The organism is Shewanella sp. ENK2 (assembly GCF_043568515.1).
In the GTDB taxonomy this organism is placed as follows: domain Bacteria; phylum Pseudomonadota; class Gammaproteobacteria; order Enterobacterales; family Shewanellaceae; genus Shewanella; species Shewanella japonica.
The window spans coordinates 1,023,932-1,044,701 of the sequence record NZ_CP171406.1 but is presented as its reverse complement, the minus strand read 5'-3'; the positions used below and the strand labels follow the sequence as shown (position 1 = coordinate 1,044,701).

Here is a 20,770-nt window from a genome sequence, read left to right as displayed (position 1 = left end):
GGGAAGCTTATGAATCAAACGCTGGAACAGGCAAATAAAAAAGGCATGAAAGGTTTACTTTCATGCCTATAAGACAAGTTGTTAGTGACTGATTAAGTTAAATGTTTAACGTCTAGCATTCGCGTAAGGGTCGACTTTGCCTTGAGTTGCCGTTTGGTCATTACGACCTTGGCGTCTTCTTTGTGGCCTTTTAGTGCCTTCCGCTTGAGCTGTTTCAGCTTCAGCTCGAGCACGGGCGCGTTGGCGCTGACTTGGCTTATCTGTATTGCCTTTTGGCGCAGGACGTTGTCCTTGTTTTTGCCCTTGTCCTTGCTTTGATTTGTCAGCTTGGTTGGCATGCTTACGGCGATTTGGGTTTGGCTTCTTATGATTCGCTGTGCGATGTCCGCCTTTTAAACTTGCTTCAGGTAAATCGTGACAAGCTTGGTAACCTTCAATGAGCTTACGTTCAACAGTACGCTTGATGAGCCTTTCAATGTCATGGAGTAACTTCACTTCTTCGTCACTCACAAGTGATACTGCTAAGCCTGTTGCCCCCGCACGACCTGTACGACCGATACGATGAACGTAATCCTCTGGTACATTCGGCAAATCAAAGTTCACCACAAATGGCAATTGATCGATATCGATACCACGTGCTGCAATATCAGTTGCAACCATGACTTGTGCTTTGCCTGCTTTAAAATCGGCTAGGGCTTTTGTTCTCGCACCTTGGCTTTTATTACCGTGAATAGCAACGGCATTAATACCTTCGGCATCGAGGTTTTTAGCTAAACGGTTAGCGCCGTGTTTCGTACGTGAAAACACTAACACTTGATGCCAATCATTTTCTTTAATTAGCTTAGTTAGAATACGAGCTTTGCGACTTTTATCGACAGCGTAAACACATTGTTCAACCGTGTTGGCTGTGGCGTTGCGTGGGGTCACTGAGATTTCAACTGGGTTGTTAACTAAACCTTTAGCAAGTTCACGAATTTCATCAGAAAAGGTTGCTGAGAACATTAAGTTTTGACGTTGCTTTGGCAACATGGCCAATACTTTTTTAATGTCTCGGATAAAGCCCATGTCTAGCATGCGGTCAGCTTCATCTAAAATCAGTACTTCAAGTTGGCTAAAGCTCAACGCTTTTTGTTGGCATAAATCCAATAAACGACCTGGGGTCGCTACTAAAATATCAACACCGTTTCTTAGTGTTGAGATTTGAGGGTTAATGGATACGCCACCAAACACCACAGCCGATTTTAGCGGTAAGTTAGTGCCATATGTTGAGACGCTTTCAGCAACTTGAGCAGCCAGTTCGCGTGTTGGAGTAAGCACTAAAGCACGAACTTGGCCGCGCTTTGCTCGTTGACCTTTAGAGAGTAATTCTAACAAAGGTAAGGTAAATCCAGCGGTTTTACCTGTCCCCGTTTGCGCAGCAGCCATGACATCTTTGCCTTTTAATACGGCTGGAATAGCTTGCTCTTGAATTGCAGATGGAGTGTCGTAACCTTGTTTTTCAACAGCTTTTAAAATTGCTGTACTTAAGCCTAGTGAGGCAAAACTCATAGAATGATCTCTTTGGGCAACACTGATGTTGCTATGACTAAATAGGGTGCCACTATATGGCGGCCGTGAAGCTTACCTGAAACACTGCTAGAGCGCCATTAAATCGATTAAATATTCTTCTTTTATTGTCGCTTATAGGTAAATATTCGATTATGGGGTTTTCAGCCTATTTTTTAATGAATTAGTTTTAATCTTAAGTGCTAAAGCAGATTATTTTACATACAATGAAATACAATAACTTAGCAGGTTGTTTCTCATCATTGTCAACGACATCAAATGCAAGGGAGGTGCAGGTATGAATCGAAAATCAGCAGCACAATCCCATATCGAAAGCACCATTGCCAGCCTTCGTGAGCATTCTAGCTCAGTGATTAAAAATGTGTTGTTAATGTCGAATATTCCTACATTCGATGTGCAACAGGCTATGCACTCGTTACATCAGCATGGTCGAGTAGCACTTCACTTTCACCCAGACCGTCTTGATAGCCGAGGTATATCCGTTGCTGCAGGACTGCTTAAAGATGGGGTGTATAAAAGCCAATTTGAAACGCATATATCCAATGGTCAGTTATCACCTGAATTAGGTGGACCGCGTGATCATTGGGAGAATCAGCTTTTTGGCCAGTGTTACTCAGGCGTTAAACAGCGACCTAAATATGGTGCGTTAGATATTGGTTTGTGCCCTATGGGGCCTGCGCCTCGATTTGGTAGCTGCTATTTTCTTACACATGCGCAATTACTGTCTCGCTGCACTTTTAGTTATATGGATTCATATCGCTTACCTAAGGAAAAAGGCACATTAGCGAATTTTGAAGTGGTGTTGGCTGCGTTATTGAGTGAATGTTTTGAGCGTCAATATGCGTTAGGTGTTAATAACATTAAGCCTGCAGATATTGTGGATCATGTTAAGCAGCAATTACCACTCGGGATTCAGAGGCGCTTTTTAAGACCAGCATCGGCTAATTTGGATCATTACATCGAAGCGCAGATTCATGGTGATGTTTCTTTAGATGACGATATTGCTTATTTGGTGGCGGATCCAAACTTTAAAGCAACAGATATTGGCGATGTAATGCAATTGCTTTGCGATGAATATGATATTGAGCTGCTTTGGCACCCTGGTTACCAACTTGAGGTGGCGCAAGTACCCATCGATTTTCGTGGAGCGACTATGCCTGAATTGGCTAAGGTAATAGCCCGTGATAATAAGATTAATGCAGAAGTGATTGGCCGTGCTGCGCAAGTATTAACCGAAACCCCAGTTGCATGGAGTGAACGTGGTAAGCAGGCACAGCAGCTACAGCAGCTAAAATTGATGTGGCATGTATTGGTTAAATTTGGTGCTCAACCACCTCAAACATAATGGTTAATTAAGCCCATTTATATGATTGAGTTTCGGCTATTATCAGAGTCAGAGTGTTAGCCAAAGCGGTATGTTGCTCCTCCTTGACGTTTAGATTTATACATAGCGAAATCAGCTGCTTTGATAAGTTTATCAAAATCTTCACCTGAATCTGGATAGGTGGCGATGCCGACACTGCAGTTGAGAAATAATGATTGGTCATTCAGGATAAATGGGGTATCAAGCGTTGCAATTAATACCTCTGCCATCTGAGAAATATCGTTATTGTCAGTAACATCTTCAAGTAATAATAAGAATTCGTCAGCCCCAATTCTGGCTAACGTATCTGACTCTCTAATGACCTGTTGTAACCTTGAAGTGAACTCTACTAACACTTTGTCAGCTTGCAGGTGGCCAACAGCATCATTCACTTTTTTAAATTCATCTAAGTCAATGTATAACAGGCTGAATCGAGTTCGTGTGCGTTTGCAACGCTCGATAGATTGCTGCACTCGATCCATTAATAAATAGCGGTTAGGTAGCGAAGTGAGTTGATCATAGCAGGCTTGGTTCAATTGCAGCTGCGACTGATTGACCCGTTGAGTGATGTCACGATTGACGATCAATGCGCCAATAAACATCTGGTTGTCATCAAATAAAGGCACACAAGTTGACGCTTGCCAACCAATTGAGCCGTCTCGATGTAAAAAGCGCAATTCACCGGACCATTTGCCATGTTGCTCTAACGCATTATTGACCAACTCTGTCATCGTGGCGCTATCTTCTTGCAGAAGCAGTTGGGCAATGGGTTTCTCAATAATGTCTTTTTTAGCGTAGCCATACAAATCCTGTGCGCCATCATTCCAATCGATAATGAATCCAGCGGCATCTGTAATTATGACGGCGTCAAATAAGTGATTAAAGGCGTGCGCTCTGCGTACTAAAAGATCAACATCCATATTAATGTACCTTCTTTATCCCTATTAGAAGAAAGTGGACTGGCAACATAGGTTATATCGTTTTCATCATGGCAATAATTGAAGGGGGATATACTTTTCCTCTCCAATTAGGGTTCAAATCGCACTAATATTAACGGCAAAGATGAACAAATATTTAGCTTATTTTTACTGTGCTAATAACGACTATGGCTTAGAATTATAGTTCATCATTAACACAGTGTTTATTAGCAATGTGTGAATCAGTTAACACTTCTCTGTAAACGGCTGTTATCTCGGCCGTTAGCTTGCGATACTGCGGCAATTTTCCTCATTAGTGCTGTCATTTTCAGGAATAAAATGGATAAAAATCTAGAAAAATCTCTCGGCCAATGGCTTAAAAAGCAAAAGTCATCTTGTGGCATATTCTTGAAACTCAGCATTTTTACTGGGGCACTAAACGGTGTCGCAATAGTAATACAAGCCTATTTGTTGGCTCATGTTTTACACGGTGTGATCATGCTTGAAGCGCCAATGAGTCAATTCACTAATCAATTTATCGTACTGGTTGTACTCATTTTAGTGCGTGCTGGACTTGCATATACTCGTGAGCGATTGAGTTTTGAGGCTGGTAAACGATTACGTCGAGATATTCGTGAGGCGGTTTTAAACAAGCTCACAGACTTAGGCCCAGCATTTATCAAAGGGAAACCTGCTGGGGCTTGGGCCAGTATTGTGCTAGAGCAGGTAGAAGACTTACATGACTTTTACGCCCGCTACTTACCGCAAATGATGCTCGCAGGTTTTATTCCACTGATTATCTTGGTGTCAGTATTTCCGATGAACTGGGCTGCAGGGGTTATTTTATTTGCAACAGCGCCATTAATTCCTATGTTTATGATTTTGGTGGGGATGGGCGCTGCTGATGCTAACCGTAAAAATTTCAGCGCGTTATCTCGTTTAAGTGGCCATTTTATGGATAGGTTAAAAGGGTTAAGCACCCTTAAACTGTTCCACCGTGGCGATACGGAAGTGAATAAAATTGAAGCCGCGTCAGAGGACTTTAGACAACGAACCATGTCTGTACTGCGAATGGCTTTTTTAAGTTCGGCGGTGTTGGAGTTTTTTGCGGCATTATCTATTGCAGTATTAGCTGTGTATTTTGGCTTTAGTTATTTAGACCATCTTAACTTCGGTCATTACGGCGCGGGAATTAGCCTGTTCACCGGCTTGTTTATTTTGATATTAGCCCCAGAGTTTTTTCAACCATTACGTGATTTAGGGACTCATTATCATGCCAAAGCTCAGGCTATTGGGGCGGCAGAGGCGTTAGTTGAATTGCTTGAGCACCCCAACCCGCTGAAGCAAGTTGATGGTAAGTTTAGTGAGCAAACCGCACAGCACCATCAAGTGTCGTTATCAAAAATCGCTATCACAGCCACAGACTTTGAGGTGCTCACCTTGTCAGGAGAGCGGCTACTCGGCCCAATTTCATTTGAGATCCAATCGGGTCAAAAAGTTGCTGTTGTTGGTCCAAGCGGAGCTGGAAAAACCAGTTTATTGAATGCGTTGCTCGGTTTTTACCTTACAAAGGCTCACTCAATGTTAATGGCGTTGAATTGAGTGTGATAGATAAACAGCAATGGCGAACGCATCTTGCTTGGCTTGGGCAAGATCCTCAGCTATTTCATGGTTCAATCCGTGACAATGTGTGCCTAGCAAATCCAGAGTTAAACGACAATCAAGTAATGGGGTTGTTGGAAAAAGCCAATATTGCAGAGTTTGTCTCCAGTCAGCAACAAGGGCTCGATACCATCATTAGCGATCAAGCATTAGGGGTTTCAGTTGGGCAAGCGCAACGTATTGCACTGGCTAGAGCTTTAGCTCAACCCGCAAGCTTATTCTTGCTTGATGAGCCAACAGCAAGCTTAGATAGCCATAGCGAGCAGTTAGTATCAAGTGCCCTGAGCGATGCGATGACATCGCAAACTTGTATTATGGTGACGCACCGCTTAGAGCAATTACAACATATGGACAATATTTTAGTGATTGATAATGGCTCGCTGGTTCAGCAGGGGCATTATGCAGAACTTAGCCAACACAGTGGGTTATTCAGCAGTATGCAACAGCAAGATGATAATGATGTTTTGCTCAGTCTTTCAGAGCCTGCTGATAATGAAAAGGAGGGCGCGTAATGAAGTCATTATTGCCTTTCATTAAGCTGTTTAAGCGTCAGTGGTTCATGATGCTGATTGGCCTTTTTCTCACTTGCACTACGATTATTGCAGGCATCGGCCTCTTGTCATTATCGGGCTGGTTTTTATCGGCGACTGCGATAGCGGGCTTAACGGCGGCCACGGCGTTAGCGTTTAACTTTTTTACCCCCGCTGGTGGTGTACGTTTTTTATCTATCGCCCGCACAGCAAGCCGATATGGTGAACGATTAGCAACACATGAAGCGACTTTTAAATTACTCACCGAGTTACGTGTATGGTCTTGGAAAAAGCTATTCCCATTAAGTGCTAGCAACCTACAAGGTTTGAGGCAAGGGGATATGCTTAATCGGTTAGTGGCCGATATCGATACTTTGGATCATTTATACTTGCGATTATTGGTGCCAATGTCTGCATCATTGCTGACGGTCGGTGCACTATATGCCTTTATCGCTTGGTTTGATGCCACCCTCGCTATCAGTTTAACGGTTTGGTTATTGGCTGCATGGTTAATTTTACCGTTAGTATTCTATCGTTTGGGTAGAAAACCCGGTGAAGCGGTTGTTGATAATAAGCGCCGTTTTCGGGTGCTGGTGCTTGATGTGATTCAAGGTCAGGCAGAGTTGACGCTGTTTTCGGCCAATGCTCGCTACCGTGAAAAGCTACATCAAGCAGAGCTAGCGCTCTTCAATAGCCAAGCTGCAATGGCGCATATTACTGGTTTGAGTCAAGCCTTATTGATCATGGTCAATGGCGCAGCTGTGGTGATGATGATGTATCTTGCTGGTCAAGGTGTGGGTGAAAGCGTACCGCCAGGCCCATTAATGGCTATGATGGTTTTTGCCACCATGGCGACCATTGAAATGATGATGCCGATTGCTGGCGCATTTCAACACTTATCTGGTTGTGTATTAGCGGCAAAACGGATCTCTGAAGTGACTGAGCAAACTGCAGATATTAGGTTCGGAGATGTTAGCCAGTTACCACAAAGTGAGCTTATTCTTAACGATATTCAGTTTGGTTATCAAGCAAACAGCCCAGTATTGTCGGCACTCAACCTGCACATACCTAAAGGGAGTAAAGTCGCGTTATTGGGCTCAACAGGCTGTGGCAAGTCGAGTTTATTAAGCTTGATCACACGTGAGTGGCAGCCGCAGCAAGGGCAAATTACTTTAGGCGGTTTAGATATTGCTGAATATGATGAGGCCACACTGCGAGCATCTATGACTGTCGTCAGTCAACGCATTCATTTATTTGCGGGCACAGTGAGAGATAACCTCTCGATTGCCTTACCCCATGTCCCAGGTCAAAAAAGGCGTGCGAATGATGAACGCTTAACTGAGGTACTGAAGCAGGTTGGACTTGAAACCTTATTAACCTCTAAAACGGTTACCGATCGAGGCGAAGAGATTGGCCTAGATAGCTGGATTGGTGAAGGCGGCAGACAGTTATCAGGCGGAGAGCAGCGCCGTATTGGGGTAGCTAGAGCCTTATTACGTGACGCGCCAATCTTGCTACTTGATGAGCCAACAGAAGGACTTGATAAGCGCACCGAACGCGAAATATTACGACTGTTATTTGCCTTAGCTAAAGGCAAAACCATGTTGATGATAAGTCACCGTTTAACCGCCATGGCTGAAATGGATTGTATTCATATGATGGAAAACGGCAAAATCAAAGCCAGTGGCCGTCATCAACAATTAATGTCAGACAATACTGATTATCAGCGCTTATATCAGCATTTAGGCAAAGAAGCGTAATAGGACTTTTTGTTTTTGTTATCGTTTAAGAAGTTGTTAGAAAGCACTTTTTGAAAGGCTAATGGCAACAAAAAACGCTAATCGATTTGGGTAACAACCAAGCGGTTAGCGTTTTTTAGCTTCAGTTCAAGTTAGGTTGGATAACGTTCAACGTCGTGGCGCTTCGCCCACACCCGACGAAAGGGAAACAACAGCATTTCCCTTCTCGACATCCCTTGCCGCCCCAACGAAATTGCTCTTTAAAGCGAGCAAGCCTCATGCTTATTCGAAAATAGCTAACGCTTTAGATAGGCCATCCATGGCTAACTAAAGCTAGCCTGACGTCCTGTCAGGCTTTCGCTATTACTTTAAATAAAGAGTCTTCAAAGCATTTCAGCAATTTCAATGGGGGAATATTGAGCCTGCAGGTTAATTGGTTTCTTCTAATCCTTAGGAAGTTATTTTGTAGCTTGCCGAAGCAGACTCAAAATGAAGTTTGAAGCTGGATTATTCTCCGTTGGAAATTTTGCTTTTTAAATTTCGCCGGAGCTGCGGGGGAGATGCAAGAGGGGGAGCAGTTTCACCCTTCTTGCTCGGGTGTGGGCGAAGCGCCACGACGTAGATTTTATTTTAAAAATAGTAAAATAAACCTTGGTGGAAGCCAGTTTATTGAGAATGACGGATTCAGTTCACCATTTGATGCATCTGCTTATTATCAATAATCCTTACAGCTTTAGTCTCTAACGATGGCTCAGTTACTAACTCAGTATTTGATTTAACAGCAACAGCCAACATGTTGTCTGCCACAAGTTTGCCTGTAATGGGTTTGTACTTGGCTAAGGGGCCAATAAATACCCCTGATGCAATAGCAAAAAACTTCTGGCCAATATCTTCTAAAGTACGCTTGTCAGCACGACTCCCTAATAACAAACTTGGCTGAAAATAGTGAATGCTGGTTATAGGCAATAGGGCTAAATCACGCTGTATTTCACCTTTAATACGATTATAAAATACCTTTGAATTGGGGTTAGCATTCAGTGCGGTAACAACGAATAACGCTGTGCCATTATCACTTTGATGGGCCACAACCAATCTGCCAAAATCGAGTACAGCTTGGTAATCGACTTTTATGAAGTTAGCCTGACTACCAGCTTGCTTCATCGTGGTACCTAAACAGCAAAAAGCATGGTCGATTTTTACGGGTAAACTAAGTGTAGGTATTTGATCTAACTGGGCTTGCATAAAGCACAGCTTGGCAGCGCCTTGTTGAGTGGTGTTGATAGTGGGCCGACGACGGCCAATCACAACCACTTGCTCATAAGCCTCATTAACCAGTAGCTCTTGTAATAGCTGCTGACCAATTAATCCTGTTGCGCCAATGATGACAGCGTTCATTTTATTCCCAGATCATGTAATCGCGTAAGACTTATTTTAACAGGTTTTAATTTTTAATAGCTTCCATTGATAAACCAGATGTTGTTTGAATATTGGTGATATCTAACTTGAATTAGTCAAAAGGCGCGTTTAACTTGTGTATTAATCTCAGATACCGCACTATTTTAGTTGCTGGTTTAAGCTACCCCAAGGAGAACATAATGGGACTTTTTGATGCGATTTTAGGTAATTCATCTGAAATGGATTTAACAGAACTTCAGCAAGAGCTGTCACCGATTTTAGCTGATAATGAATCTGTGCATATGGGCTACAAATTAATCCGTGACATGTTTGTATTTACCGACAAGCGTTTGATTTTAATTGATAAGCAAGGCATGACTGGCAAAAAAGTCAGTTATCACTCTGTTCCATATAAATCTATGACTCATTTTATTGTTGAAACTGCTGGTACATTCGACATGGATGCTGAGTTAAAAATTTATATCTCTGGTACTGAACACCCGATAGTAAAAGAGCTTAAAAAAGGAACGGATGTCGTGGGAATTCAAAAGGCAATTGCCAACTTTTCATTGTAATGCCTGTTCACTACTTTTAGTAAAATGACAGTGATGTCGTTTACCTAGCTTGGGCGTTTCAACAATTGCTTGCTAGGAAACGCAGTGACATGACACTGCATTAATATCGGATGGCTTTGTAAATAATGACCGACAAACAACACGCATCATTAAATGACGCACCTAAATCGATTCAACTTGCAGTCGATTTGATTCAATTACTTGAAGAAAACAACATAGATACAGTGACCGCAATTGAAGCATTACAAATTACGTTAGATGATTTTAAAAAGAAGTTAGAGAAGCAATAGTTTGTGTGTCGTATGGCTTAGGAGTATGTGAGTAGCAATAAGCCAAGTGTGATTAAGCAAGATCGAACTAAAATAATAAGGAACATTTATGACTGAAGCGCACCTGCCATTAACAGACTTTATCGAATACCCTCAAGATGAAATGCTTGAGCGGGCTAAGTCCAATTATCAAAATGTGAAACGTCGTCATTCTATTCGGAAATTTTCTGATAGACCTGTGCCACAAGCGATTATCGAACAATGTATTTTAGCTGCTGGGACTGCGCCAAATGGTGCTAATCATCAACCTTGGCATTTTGTCGCTATTAGTAACCCTGAAGTGAAAGCACAAATTCGTGAGCAAGCAGAAGCCATCGAACAAGCATTTTATGCAGGGCGAGGTGGTGAGGAATGGCTAGATAATTTAAAGCCTTTAGGTACCAATGCCAGCAAGCCTTACCTTGAAACAGCCCCTTGGTTGATTGCCGTTTTTACTAAAAAACGTAGCGAAGATAATGGCGAGCAGAAGCAAAATTACTATGTGCATGAATCGGTTGGTATTGCGACTGGTTTTTTACTGCAAGCGTTACACAATGCAGGCCTTGGTACTTTAACGCATACTCCTAAACCTATGTCATTTTTAAGTAAAGTGTGCGGTCGAGATAACGATAATGAGCGACCATATATGTTGATTGTTGCTGGCTATCCTGATGAAAATGCCACGGTGCCACAACATGCTCTTGATAAGAAAAGTTTGCCTGAGATAAGTGATTTTATTGATTAATTCACTTAATGGGCCTGTTCACAGGCCCACTAAAGGCGATCATAAGCATCAAATATTAACGTTTACAGGAGAGCAAACATGGGGTTTCAGCGAATAATGGGGTTGCATGTGAGTGATACCGCTGAGTATCAGCGTTATCGAGAAGCTATGATGCCGATTTTGACGCGTTATGGTGGCAGTTTCGGTTACGATTTTGAAGTCTCAAAAGTGCTAAAAAGTAAAACGGAACATCATATTAATAGGGTATTTACCATCGAGTTTCCCTCGCAGACGGTAATGGACACATTTTTTAATGATCCTGAGTACTTAGTTGTAAAACAGCGTCACTTTATGCATTCAGTGTCTCATGCTACTGTGATTGGCTTACACGAAACGACGCTATGATGAAGATTACGTATTGATAGGAGAAATGATCTGCTATGGCATATGCAGGTGATAAAGACGTGTTTTATTTCTTGCTAATGATGTCGACTTACCATTTTAAACCTTACACCTTTTAAATCTTAAACATTTTAATTCTTACATAGGTTATCTAGCATCAGTCACTAATCATTTTCGACTTACTTTAGGGACTCACTTCTGATGCTCACTTCAATGTGCTGATATCTATGTGTTAATACTAAGTCTTATGACTGTGTATTTGTCCTTCCTTTGTTTTTGTTATCTTTGGAATAGCTTGTATTCAATAATTTCTATAAGCCGCGACTTCTAACGTTGTTTGGTTAACAAAACCCATTTTTTATACGTCATTCTATTCAATAATTTGATGGCGATAAATAAAGTGACATATGAGTTAATGAACTGTTTTTACAATTATTTATTTAATTTTTGATGGTTTTTTAGAGCTGGGCAACGGTTATTTATAGTGGTGGTCGCTATAGTTTTGGGGGATGGGTTTTTAGCGCAGCTTCTTAATGTCGTTCACGATAAATTAGCGAGTAAACCCTATATCGATTAACTGTAAATGACTTTACTGTGCTGATTAGTATGGCGCAGAACAATATCACATTGCCTAGGGCGTTCATGGAAAACTTATATTTGACGTTGGGAATAAGCCAAGATGCAGATGCTGAGGAAATATCAGCAGCCTACGAAAGCTTATATTTATTTTATCATTCTGACGATTATCAAAGTGAATATGCTGATACCGATGTCAAACTTGCCAACATTGCAGTGTCCTATGACATCCTAAAGTCCGTTACCAAACGCCGTGCCTACGATGAATTATGGCAACACTATCAGCAGAATAAATCTTCTGATCTGTTAGTCGATGTGCCTGATATGGACTATGAGTTTGAAGTTGATGGCGACCACATGGCTCAATGGACTGAACGGGTTGAGCAATACCCTCAATTACAAGAGCTTTTTGATAACCTCTCTGGTTTGTCTATGGTATTAGCAATTTCTTTTAAGGCTTACTTAATTGAAAGTCAGCGTTTTGAAGAGGCGGAACGCTTGGCATACATCATGTGTGCCCAATATATACGACGCTTTTTTGATGAGGAGCAAAATATCAAACCTTTGGCTGAAGGCTTACTTAGTGCAGCAAGTGTGTCAGAAAAAGTGACTGTCGATGAGTTATTTAAGCTACAAGGGATAGAGGTCAACATTGAAAATGAAGTCATTGATTTAACTGAATCTATTTTTAAGCATAATCAAAATGACTTCGATTCGAGTCATCATCGACGCAGAAAAACGACTCAAAAAGAGGGGGGACTTCGTCGATCTCTTCCCAAGCGTCAACAGAAGACATATCTACACAGATTGAAGGCGAACATCGCTTGTCTCAGGTAACACCAAGGGCAAAAAGTGCAACAAAGCTAAATGAGCCCCTTTTGAGCGTAACAAAAAAAGGAGTATGTAAAGGCGCTGCCGTCATCGTGGTGAGTCTATGCTTGCTTGTGAGTGTTTCCATTGTTGCTTTTTAAGGTGCATAAACACTGGTTAGGCTTATTTACAGAGCTTATTTTCAGGGCTTATTTTCAGTGCTTACTTCCAACCTTGTAGCCATTGACGATTGTCCTTTAAATCTCGCCAATTAATAGAAAACTCTTGTGCATTCATTTCAGCGCGAATAATGCACTCTGTGACATTCTGATCTTCGTCCTTACTCACCTTAATCACCGAAAAGTGTTTAAGTTTTTGGGTGACATTTACTTTAGTCCACTTGCTGTGTAATAGCTTTTTAGGGTGTAAAGGGTTCATCATTTTCCTTAATAGTTAATGCTAAGGACAGTAATTTGCTAGGCATATTAACTTCATACGTAGACATTTCTAATAAAGTTCATTGCCCAATGGCTGCGATTAACGCTTTAGTTAAGAATGCTGAAAAACCGCTTATGGGGTTCACTATTTCTTATTCGTGAATGCTGAACTCAGTGCAAAGGGGCATGATATTGGGCATTTTGTTGAAATGAATAAATGCGTCACTAGCAACCAAGCCAGATGATGAGTGTTGAGGGCTTTAGGAGCTTACCTACTTTGACAGCAGTTAAGTTATGATTCATGGGGGAAAATAACAACACGTAGCTTAGCAAAAGGCTAGCTACGTGTTTAATTTCGCTGGTTAAATAAAGCGTTGGTTTATTCAGCAGTAGGCTGTTTCATGTTATCGCATACTAGGCAAACGATTGATAAGCAAAGTGCATAAAAACCAATCATTCCTAACACCATCGCTCCACTCTCGCTCCACAACATGTCAAGAAACACTTCTACTTCGCTCATTTGTTTACCTCTTAGTCATTACAATGGGATTAAGTGACATCTATAGGTCACTTGATATCAACTATCGAAAAATTAATTTTCAGTGGCTAGCTGATTAAGGGGCGCGAATATTAGCAAGAACAGATTAATAAACCATCAAAACTTAAAGTTATTACTCTAATTTTGGCGTTTGTGAGATAAAACTTAACAACCTAGAATCAGTTTTGTTAAGAGTCTGGTGTTTTTTTAACGCATTGGTTGGCAATGTTACTGCGTAAGGTAGGTTTTATTTTTGGTTGTTTTTGATTTGAACTGTCATTTGAGTGGTTAGTTAATATGGGTATGTACACTAAGTTAGGCAAGGCCTCTTCGTTAAAATATTCCTTTCGTTGAAATACATTTATCGAAAATAATGGTCTCATTCGCTTTTTTAGGTTGATGCAGGGTTCGAAGCTTGTATTGCCTGTTGTAATTGGGCGAGATTATTGACGATGACATCAGCCTGTGTTTGATAATCGGGTTGCTTATGATGATTGATAAAAACAGATGTCATGCCAGCATTTTTAGCCGCTTGAATATCATAGAGGTAATCACCTACATAAATGAGCTTCTTAGCGGGTAATTGCCATTGTTTAGCTATCGCCAGTAGCGCATCGGGAGCGGGTTTTGCAGGATAACATTCTCGGGTTAAGACTAAATCAATATCAATATTATTTTGGGTAAGTTTAGTGGCTGTGGCTGCTTTGCTGTTTCGAGTGACTATGGCACAAGGCAATGACAAGGTTTTAAGGGTGTTGAGTAACGGGTGCATATTGGGTAAGGCTTTAGCATTTTGAGCATCATTGGTTTCATGTTGAATGATGATATCGTGTGCTCGTTGTCTTTCAATATGAGTTGGTAATGCATCAATAAAATCTAAGATATCGATATTAAGCGGGCATGCTAACTCTTGTTTTATATGGGTAAAGTTAAGCTCCGACTCTACTAATGTGCCATCTAAATCAAATATAACACCCTGAATACCTGTTAATGGGCTCATTAGTGGTCCTTATTCCTACTTTACATTCACTTTATAAAGTGACTTCAGCTGATTTTTAGCACATATTGGTGCTAACTCGCACAGCATAGAAGCACCCATTAATCATGCTCTTCAAATTCAATACTGTCTAGCTGTAATGAGAATGCGCCAGCTTGTTTATTCGCAATCAAAAATCCCACTCGATTAACGTTATTAAATTCGATTGTTGGTGCGTTTATACTTCTTCCACGAAATTGGGCAGCAAAATCGGTCTGGCTAAATAAATGCTCGGTGACTTGGCCCTTTGTGGTTTCAAAGTTGGCTACATAGGCTTCACCAAATGAAAGCTCCGAGGTTTTAAATCTTAGCTGATACTGCTTCCCGTCGCCCAGTACCGTTAATTTGACTTGTTTTGTTGCGGGAATGGATGAAGTGATTTGATACTCCATTGAGGCAAAACCGCCATTGTTTTCTAAAGACACTTGACCGCTAAAGTGCACATGTCCTGAGGAGTTAATATCGGCTTTTGTCGTGGCACTATGGTTAATTTCAATTTGACTAGAGGATATGCCGCCCATGACAGAGTCATTGCTTATCCTTGCGGGGGTTAATTTATCTGAAGAGGCAAACTGTATTTCCATGGCACGGCTCCCAAAGCTGGAGAGTAAAAAACCGTAAACGGCTATAGCAAACAAGCATTTAACAACAAGTGCGAATAAACCACCTGACGAGGTAAAATGTTGGTTTGATTTTATGGACAAGCCTATCATATCTGATTCCTTTTGCTTAACCGGCAACATTGATGAGTGTAAAGCAACACGTAAAAACAGGATAAAAGAGCGACTTATCTCGGGTGAAAGATAAGCCGCAAAAGGGTCGGACGGAGATTAGTAATGAAAAGTCATTTCAGTGTTGGGTGCCTATTCTTCGGCAATAAAGTCGTCCATTAAAATGACAGTGAACATTGAAGTGTCATTTTCTGCATCAACGGCAGCTACGCTGTATAACCCATTTCCTGCTAATGATACGGCAAGTGGGCCTATGGCGACGGTTTTGGTGCCTGTTACTGTTACACTTACGGTGTAATCACCTGGTGCAACACTTAAACTGCCTGATGCTGCTTTAAATGGCACATCTGTTAGCGCTGGATCAGCATCACTGATATCGGCTGTTGGTGTTAGGTAGACATCAACATTACCAGCAGAATAAGATGCGTGAATAACATTTAGTCTTGCTTCAGTGGCAATGCGTCGAGTGTGCTCTGCAAAAGCCCATGGGCTAATATCATTGTCAGCAAGAGAGCCAACAGCGAGGACTGAATAGCTGGCGCCTTGCATCAGATCGACAGCTGCATCTTTAATCACCTCGACCGAATTGTCAGCATCTGCTGCTACCGTCACAGTGTGCATACCTTCTGGAATATTGACGTAGCCTGCGAAATTACCAAATGACAGCATATCAATAGCTGGTGTTGTGCTGCCGTCTAAGAATACATCTACAGCAGGGGCATCAGCTACTGCATGTACGACACGAATATCGCTACCACTATTAACGTCATTCAGAAGGACTTGCCCTTCTGGTAGTGCAACAAGTAGGGCGACTGGTGAGTCTCCTGACCATTCATTTGGAATAGCAGAGATAAAGTAATCCATTCCAGCAGCTAAATTGACCGTTCCTGAGTCGAAAACAACCGTTTTGTCTCCTGCTGGAGTAATTCTAATTTGGTAGTCGCTTGTGGGGACTTCTAATTGATCGCTGTTGTCCATGTAGTTGGCTGACAGGGTAGGATCCATCATGGTGATATCGGCCATTGGTTCTGTCACATATATATCAACAAGTCCTACGCTTGGTGTAGCATGTAACACTTGTACTCGAGCGTTATCAGCAGTGATGTCAGATTCTTCATTTGCAATGAGTTTAAGCATTAAGGTTTCGTCACTTACCTTACCCAGAGCAACGGCGGTATATTCCATATCTTCAGCCACTGCAAGTTCTGCTTCAAGTACTGTAAGCGTTGTGCCGTCAGCAAGTTGTGCGTCAACTGCGATTGCATAGGTGTTGGTGGCGACTTCTAACAAGCCGCTAGACATTGCATAGTCTACGTCACTGAGTAACGTTGCGCCGTCTGCGGTGACATTGACCATTGGCGCATCACTGCCAGCGTGGATTACACGAATGTCTGCATAGGTAACAACTGGAGCTTCGGAATCAGCTGCTGTGATCGTATCATCGTCATCATCTGAACAAGCGGTTAAACCAATCAGTGAAAAGCATAGTGCAAGAGAGTAGATCCTTTTCATCGTTCTTTCCTCAAAATGTGTTTCTTAAACGAGCTATTTAATTTCTGTTTGATTGCTGAATTCAGGCGCTGATTTCGAGAGGTAATACGGCAATTGCTAATTTAGGATCATTTTTTTCTGCTGAAATTGTTCAATTGAGATAAGTAAGACCATGCAGCATGGAAGCATAATTATCATCGACACTCGATCTTTTTAGTTTTAATCTGTAAGTAGAATAGGGTTCTTAAGGCATTTTTCGTGACTCAAAAAAGAAGTAACAATGAGCAAAAAAATCACCAATGTTTAAAGTGGTTTCGTTTAATTTATTTAATTTTATTGAACCGCCATCAGCGTATTATGACTTTGAAAATATCTATTCTCATCAACAATGGCAGAAAAAATGCGGTTGGATTTGCGATTATTTAGCTGCGCATCAACCCGACATTATTGGTTTTCAGGAAGTGTTTAGTCCGGATGCATTAAAAGCGTTATTGGCACCATTAGGGTATCAATATTTTGCCGCTTTAGATGAGCCTAGTTTAATCAGTGATTATGTTTATCAAAGCCCTGTGGTGGCGATTGCATCCAAATATCCCATTATTGAATCCGCATTAGTGACACCTGATGCGACCTTGTTTCCGCTTATGGGGATTGCTAATGACTTTAGCTTTAGTCGTAAACCTTTACGGGCAAAAATTGCATTAGCTGAGTTTGGAGAGTGCGAGTGTTATGTGGTGCATTTAAAATCTAAACGCAGTGGCATGGGAGTCGATACTCTGGCCGAGTCAGGTATGCAAGGTGGCGCCGATTTAATGGCTCGCCAAGCACTTGGTAGTTGGGCGTCTAATATGCAACGTGGGAGTGAAGCGGCTTTATTGTTTAATGAAATCACCAAGCAGCGCACTGAAACTCAGCTGCCAGTAATATTAATGGGTGACTTTAATGACACGTTGCAAAGCACAGCATTAGAGGCTTTTAGAGCGAACGGTAAGCGAGTATTTCGTAATGATATTATCGATCCTAGCTTGAGATTATTGAACGATAAAATGTTAGCTGACGCTTTTGCTGAGTTCAGTTTGTTCGATACATATGAGCTGTTTCAGACCAGAAAAAATTGAATGCTACTTTAGCGCAGGATGAGTATGAGTCAGGTTTGCATGATGAAGATTCCGATATTGCAGAAGATGTTTTACCACCTGTAGACCCTCTTAAATATGCACGTCAAGCAACTCACTATTTTGGCAATACTGGTTCAGTATTGGATTATATTTTGGCTTCATGTGAATTCGATGCTAGCCATCCTAAAAACCTTGCCGAAGTCAGTGATTATCAAACCCATGATCGTCACCTTGTGAGACCTGAATACGAGCGGGACAGTGACAGCACAGATCATGCGCCTATTATGATGACATTCACATTGCGAAGCTAACTCAGCTTGTCCAATACAACCTGTTTATTCTCATCTATTTCTATAAGTAACTTATTTATTTTTAAATAAAAATATTTTGCTGCGACAGATTTTGTCGCAGGTTAGTATTAAGCTAAATACTCTAGAAATGGAGATGATGCTTTATGCAGACCAATATTCAGCGGCAACTTGCCATGCTTGAACAAATACCTAATCACCCTAGGCGTATAACGGCGAATGAGTTGACAGACAGGCTCAATAGCCGAGATTTTGATGTCGGTTTAAGAACTGTGCAGCGCGAACTGAAAGCAATGTGTGACATGGGGTTATTTGGTCTTGAATTGGATGATCGCAATAAACCATTTGGTTGGTCAATTGCAGCTTGCTGGCGTGGGCTAAACCTGACTTTGATGGATCAACATATGGCGCTCGCATTTCATACGCTCAAGCACAGCGCCAGTCAGTTATTGCCTCCGCAAAGTTTAAAACAGCTTACGCCATATTTTGAACGAGCTGATCAAGTGTTGGCGAGCGATCCTAATAATCCATGGTTGTATTGGGCTTGCCGAGTTGCTCAGTTACCCAAGCCCTTTCCGCTTATTTACGCAGAGCAAGATCCAAAAGCGTTTGAGACGGTTCAGTATGCATTACTGCATAAGCGCCAGCTGGCTTGCCAAATTCAAAAAATGATTAAAGGTCAAAGTTATTGGATTAACTACGAACCGATAAATCCCGAAGGTATCACTATTTCAGAGGGGGTCGCTTTACTGGCTTTTACTGTTGGGTCTGCTCATGAAAAACGCTATGTTCAGTCTATCGAGCAATTAAGAGATATTCGCCTGCTTGAGACGCCAGCAATTACTCGAGATGATTTTGATATTGCTCGAACTGGTATTGATAATTCATCGACGTTAATTGATATAGAGTTACACGTATCGCCAAAAGCTAATTTCATCTTCCATCAATCTAAACTCAGCGAAAACCAAACCATTGAATATTTATCAAGTGGACAATATAAGGTAAATGCCAGTGTGAGTGATACACCAAGACTAAGAGCTTTCTTATGGGAGATGGCTGACAACGTTGAAGTTATTGCTCCAGAAAGGCTCAGGGATCACTTTGTCCGTTTAATTAATAAAATGTCCAGGCAGTATCAAAACGTTACGACTTAGTTTGTCGCACCTTGAGGTTAGGCTATTGATAACATCGTAAGGAGAGTGACTTATGTTAGATATTAAGCCTAAACATCCCCAAGCCCCTTGTATTGCCGTCTTTGGCGTCGGAGGTTGTGGATGCAATACCATTAATCAATTAAGCCAGTCTTCATTAAGTGACAATGTCGTGCTGATTGCTGTGAATACCGATGCGCAATCACTGGCCGTATCAGCGTGCAGCTCACGCCTACAAATCGGCAACGAAGTGACAAAAGGTTTGGGTGCCGGCGCCGATCCTCAAAAGGGATATGCTGCGGCGCAAGAGTCTGAAGAACAATTAAGAGAGCATATCCAGCAAGCTGATGTCATTTTCATCACTGGTGGTATGGGAGGCGGAACAGGAACGGGGGCGGTTCCTTTTATTGCCTCCTTAGCAGCAGAATTAAATAAGCCTTTGGTTGCTGTGGTTACCACGCCATTTAGCTTTGAGGGGCTGCAACGAAATCAACTGGCAAAAGAAGGCATAGATAATTTGATGCAGCACGCATCGGCAGTGATTGTGTTGCCTAATGATAAGCTTGCTAAAACCTTGGATAAAAAGATTACTTTAGTGAATGCTTTTTTTGAAAGTAATCGAATTTTGCAGGATGTTTTAGCGGGATTAACGACCATTATTAGTCAGTCTGGACTGATTAATATCGATTTAAATGATTTTATTACCGTGGTTAGCCATCGAGGCCGCGCGGCGATGGGGGTGGCAAGGCAAGCTGCTGATGAAGAGTTACAGCACACCATCAATAAGTCGCTGAAAAATCCATTATTGGAAGATATTGATTTAACTTCTGCAAAAGGTGCCATTGTCAGTGTCATGGCTACAGAGCAAATCGAGCTTAGTCAGTACCATAAAATAGGTGAAGTATTACAACAAGCGTTAGCTGATAAAGCGGTGGTCATTATTGGGCTGACTATTGTCCCTGAACTTGAATCTGAGCTTGAGTTAATGGTGATTGCAACAGGTATTGGAGACAAAGAGGTAAATAAAGAGGAAAAGGAAGCGGCAAGTGGAATAGGAGATACAGTAGCAAGCAATACTGATGAGAGGTTCGGCCAATCAGAATTATTGAACCTACATGATTTTTTAGCCGAAAAATCACAAAATCCTCAAACTACATCATATTCATCTTCTGAGTTTGATACCCCGACGATAACCCGTCGCTCCCCAAACAGGGTTTTTAAGCGATGCCTTAATGATGGTGCAGCTTAGTTATTTTTTAGTTAGTAATAAATGACAAGAAAATGGTTTTAATTGCTTTAATGGTTTTTTGCAATAGATTACAAGAGGTTTCGCCTCAATAAAACAATGCCGTTTCTATGAAGAAACGGCATTTGATATGTTAGCGATTTCAAT

Annotated in this window: 19 protein-coding genes and 1 pseudogene; 12 read left to right on the top strand and 8 right to left on the bottom strand. The window is 41.6% G+C overall.

What is annotated here, in order from left to right; translation table 11 throughout:
* Positions 1-105: 105 nt before the first annotated feature.
* The gene (locus ACGEDC_RS04690) at positions 106-1,548 is read right to left on the bottom strand and encodes a DEAD/DEAH box helicase (RefSeq protein WP_394496768.1); all 1,443 of its coding nucleotides are present in this window, start codon (positions 1,546-1,548) and stop codon (positions 106-108) included.
* 295 nt (positions 1,549-1,843) lie between these two features.
* On the opposite strand from ACGEDC_RS04690, the gene ACGEDC_RS04685 reads away from it, so the two are divergent.
* Entirely contained in the window at positions 1,844-2,911 is a 1,068-nt protein-coding gene (locus ACGEDC_RS04685; RefSeq protein ID WP_394496766.1) for a DUF3626 domain-containing protein, read from the top strand.
* Between the two features lie 56 nt (positions 2,912-2,967).
* Here the strand turns inward: ACGEDC_RS04685 and ACGEDC_RS04680 are convergent, their stop codons facing one another.
* Complete coding sequence (locus ACGEDC_RS04680) at positions 2,968-3,849, bottom strand: diguanylate cyclase domain-containing protein (protein ID WP_394496764.1); 882 nt, start codon at positions 3,847-3,849, stop codon at positions 2,968-2,970.
* Positions 3,850-4,185: 336 nt separating this feature from the next.
* Here ACGEDC_RS04680 and cydD point away from each other — a divergent pair.
* Both cydD and cydC read left to right on the top strand, forming a co-directional pair.
* Positions 4,186-6,020 (top strand): annotated as a pseudogene (gene cydD, locus ACGEDC_RS04675) (heme ABC transporter permease/ATP-binding protein CydD).
* The gene (cydC, locus tag ACGEDC_RS04670; protein ID WP_394496761.1) at positions 6,020-7,798 is read left to right on the top strand and encodes a heme ABC transporter ATP-binding protein/permease CydC; all 1,779 of its coding nucleotides are present in this window, start codon (positions 6,020-6,022) and stop codon (positions 7,796-7,798) included. The pseudogene cydD and the gene cydC overlap by 1 nt, the downstream one beginning before the upstream one ends.
* Positions 7,799-8,461: 663 nt before the next feature.
* Here the strand turns inward: cydC and ACGEDC_RS04665 are convergent.
* Entirely contained in the window at positions 8,462-9,172 is a 711-nt protein-coding gene (locus ACGEDC_RS04665) for an NAD-dependent epimerase/dehydratase family protein (protein ID WP_394496759.1), read from the bottom strand.
* A 200-nt stretch (positions 9,173-9,372) separates the two neighbouring features.
* On the opposite strand from ACGEDC_RS04665, the gene ACGEDC_RS04660 reads away from it, so the two are divergent.
* The 5 genes from ACGEDC_RS04660 (at position 9,373) to ACGEDC_RS04640 (ending at position 12,594) form a co-directional block, all read left to right on the top strand.
* Positions 9,373-9,747: a PH domain-containing protein gene (locus tag ACGEDC_RS04660; protein WP_055025099.1), complete on the top strand. Its 375-nt coding sequence runs from the start codon at positions 9,373-9,375 to the stop codon at positions 9,745-9,747.
* Between the two features lie 125 nt (positions 9,748-9,872).
* Positions 9,873-10,037, top strand: coding sequence for a YbaM family protein (locus ACGEDC_RS04655; protein WP_080916659.1), 165 nt, complete (start codon positions 9,873-9,875; stop codon positions 10,035-10,037).
* 88 nt (positions 10,038-10,125) lie between these two features.
* Positions 10,126-10,800 carry a nitroreductase family protein gene (locus ACGEDC_RS04650; RefSeq protein WP_055025100.1) on the top strand — a complete coding sequence of 225 codons (675 nt, stop codon included), beginning with the start codon at positions 10,126-10,128 and terminating at the stop codon, positions 10,798-10,800.
* A 78-nt stretch (positions 10,801-10,878) separates the two neighbouring features.
* Positions 10,879-11,184 carry a DUF1330 domain-containing protein gene (locus ACGEDC_RS04645; RefSeq protein WP_192021525.1) on the top strand — a complete coding sequence of 102 codons (306 nt, stop codon included), beginning with the start codon at positions 10,879-10,881 and terminating at the stop codon, positions 11,182-11,184.
* A gap of 639 nt (positions 11,185-11,823) precedes the next feature.
* Complete coding sequence (locus ACGEDC_RS04640; protein WP_394496754.1) at positions 11,824-12,594, top strand: J domain-containing protein; 771 nt, start codon at positions 11,824-11,826, stop codon at positions 12,592-12,594.
* 195 nt (positions 12,595-12,789) lie between these two features.
* Here ACGEDC_RS04640 and ACGEDC_RS04635 read toward each other — a convergent pair whose 3' ends face one another.
* The 5 genes from ACGEDC_RS04635 to ACGEDC_RS04615 all read right to left on the bottom strand — a co-directional run bounded on the left by ACGEDC_RS04635 (position 12,790) and on the right by ACGEDC_RS04615 (position 16,821).
* Complete coding sequence (locus ACGEDC_RS04635; RefSeq protein WP_055025103.1) at positions 12,790-13,005, bottom strand: TIGR02450 family Trp-rich protein; 216 nt, start codon at positions 13,003-13,005, stop codon at positions 12,790-12,792.
* Positions 13,006-13,383: 378 nt separating this feature from the next.
* Positions 13,384-13,524, bottom strand: a complete 141-nt coding sequence (locus ACGEDC_RS04630; protein WP_156003341.1) for a hypothetical protein — start codon at positions 13,522-13,524, stop codon at positions 13,384-13,386.
* Positions 13,525-13,933: 409 nt separating this feature from the next.
* The gene (locus ACGEDC_RS04625; protein ID WP_394496752.1) at positions 13,934-14,542 is read right to left on the bottom strand and encodes an HAD family hydrolase; all 609 of its coding nucleotides are present in this window, start codon (positions 14,540-14,542) and stop codon (positions 13,934-13,936) included.
* A 98-nt stretch (positions 14,543-14,640) separates the two neighbouring features.
* The gene (locus ACGEDC_RS04620; RefSeq protein ID WP_080916654.1) at positions 14,641-15,291 is read right to left on the bottom strand and encodes a CIA30 family protein; all 651 of its coding nucleotides are present in this window, start codon (positions 15,289-15,291) and stop codon (positions 14,641-14,643) included.
* A gap of 150 nt (positions 15,292-15,441) precedes the next feature.
* A complete protein-coding gene (locus ACGEDC_RS04615; RefSeq protein ID WP_394496749.1) occupies positions 15,442-16,821 on the bottom strand; it encodes a DUF4397 domain-containing protein in 1,380 nt (459 codons plus the stop codon).
* Positions 16,822-17,099: 278 nt separating this feature from the next.
* On the opposite strand from ACGEDC_RS04615, the gene ACGEDC_RS04610 reads away from it, so the two are divergent.
* From ACGEDC_RS04610 to ftsZ, 4 genes are all read left to right on the top strand, one after another.
* On the top strand, positions 17,100-17,918 hold the full coding sequence (locus ACGEDC_RS04610) for an endonuclease/exonuclease/phosphatase family protein (protein WP_394496747.1): 819 nt from the start codon (positions 17,100-17,102) through the stop codon (positions 17,916-17,918).
* The gene (locus ACGEDC_RS04605) at positions 17,915-18,229 is read left to right on the top strand and encodes a hypothetical protein (RefSeq protein ID WP_394496745.1); all 315 of its coding nucleotides are present in this window, start codon (positions 17,915-17,917) and stop codon (positions 18,227-18,229) included. The genes ACGEDC_RS04610 and ACGEDC_RS04605 overlap by 4 nt, the downstream gene beginning before the upstream one ends.
* A 143-nt stretch (positions 18,230-18,372) precedes the next feature.
* On the top strand, positions 18,373-19,380 hold the full coding sequence (locus tag ACGEDC_RS04600; RefSeq protein ID WP_372037112.1) for a helix-turn-helix transcriptional regulator: 1,008 nt from the start codon (positions 18,373-18,375) through the stop codon (positions 19,378-19,380).
* 52 nt (positions 19,381-19,432) lie between these two features.
* Positions 19,433-20,626, top strand: coding sequence for a cell division protein FtsZ (gene ftsZ / locus ACGEDC_RS04595; protein WP_394496742.1), 1,194 nt, complete (start codon positions 19,433-19,435; stop codon positions 20,624-20,626).
* Positions 20,627-20,770: the final 144 nt, after the last annotated feature.

What these genes read in the sequence shown, in the direction of transcription:
- ACGEDC_RS04690 (WP_394496768.1), bottom strand. Translation starts at nt 1,548, where the DNA reads ATGAGTTTTGCCTCACTAGGCTTAAGTACAGCAATTTTAAAAGCTGTT.
- ACGEDC_RS04685 (WP_394496766.1), top strand. Translation starts at nt 1,844, where the DNA reads ATGAATCGAAAATCAGCAGCACAATCCCATATCGAAAGCACCATTGCC.
- ACGEDC_RS04680 (WP_394496764.1), bottom strand. Translation starts at nt 3,849, where the DNA reads ATGGATGTTGATCTTTTAGTACGCAGAGCGCACGCCTTTAATCACTTA.
- cydC (WP_394496761.1), top strand. Translation starts at nt 6,020, where the DNA reads ATGAAGTCATTATTGCCTTTCATTAAGCTGTTTAAGCGTCAGTGGTTC.
- ACGEDC_RS04665 (WP_394496759.1), bottom strand. Translation starts at nt 9,172, where the DNA reads ATGAACGCTGTCATCATTGGCGCAACAGGATTAATTGGTCAGCAGCTA.
- ACGEDC_RS04660 (WP_055025099.1), top strand. Translation starts at nt 9,373, where the DNA reads ATGGGACTTTTTGATGCGATTTTAGGTAATTCATCTGAAATGGATTTA.
- ACGEDC_RS04655 (WP_080916659.1), top strand. Translation starts at nt 9,873, where the DNA reads ATGACCGACAAACAACACGCATCATTAAATGACGCACCTAAATCGATT.
- ACGEDC_RS04650 (WP_055025100.1), top strand. Translation starts at nt 10,126, where the DNA reads ATGACTGAAGCGCACCTGCCATTAACAGACTTTATCGAATACCCTCAA.
- ACGEDC_RS04645 (WP_192021525.1), top strand. Translation starts at nt 10,879, where the DNA reads ATGGGGTTTCAGCGAATAATGGGGTTGCATGTGAGTGATACCGCTGAG.
- ACGEDC_RS04640 (WP_394496754.1), top strand. Translation starts at nt 11,824, where the DNA reads ATGGAAAACTTATATTTGACGTTGGGAATAAGCCAAGATGCAGATGCT.
- ACGEDC_RS04635 (WP_055025103.1), bottom strand. Translation starts at nt 13,005, where the DNA reads ATGAACCCTTTACACCCTAAAAAGCTATTACACAGCAAGTGGACTAAA.
- ACGEDC_RS04630 (WP_156003341.1), bottom strand. Translation starts at nt 13,524, where the DNA reads ATGAGCGAAGTAGAAGTGTTTCTTGACATGTTGTGGAGCGAGAGTGGA.
- ACGEDC_RS04625 (WP_394496752.1), bottom strand. Translation starts at nt 14,542, where the DNA reads ATGAGCCCATTAACAGGTATTCAGGGTGTTATATTTGATTTAGATGGC.
- ACGEDC_RS04620 (WP_080916654.1), bottom strand. Translation starts at nt 15,291, where the DNA reads ATGATAGGCTTGTCCATAAAATCAAACCAACATTTTACCTCGTCAGGT.
- ACGEDC_RS04615 (WP_394496749.1), bottom strand. Translation starts at nt 16,821, where the DNA reads ATGAAAAGGATCTACTCTCTTGCACTATGCTTTTCACTGATTGGTTTA.
- ACGEDC_RS04610 (WP_394496747.1), top strand. Translation starts at nt 17,100, where the DNA reads ATGTTTAAAGTGGTTTCGTTTAATTTATTTAATTTTATTGAACCGCCA.
- ACGEDC_RS04600 (WP_372037112.1), top strand. Translation starts at nt 18,373, where the DNA reads ATGCAGACCAATATTCAGCGGCAACTTGCCATGCTTGAACAAATACCT.
- ftsZ (WP_394496742.1), top strand. Translation starts at nt 19,433, where the DNA reads ATGTTAGATATTAAGCCTAAACATCCCCAAGCCCCTTGTATTGCCGTC.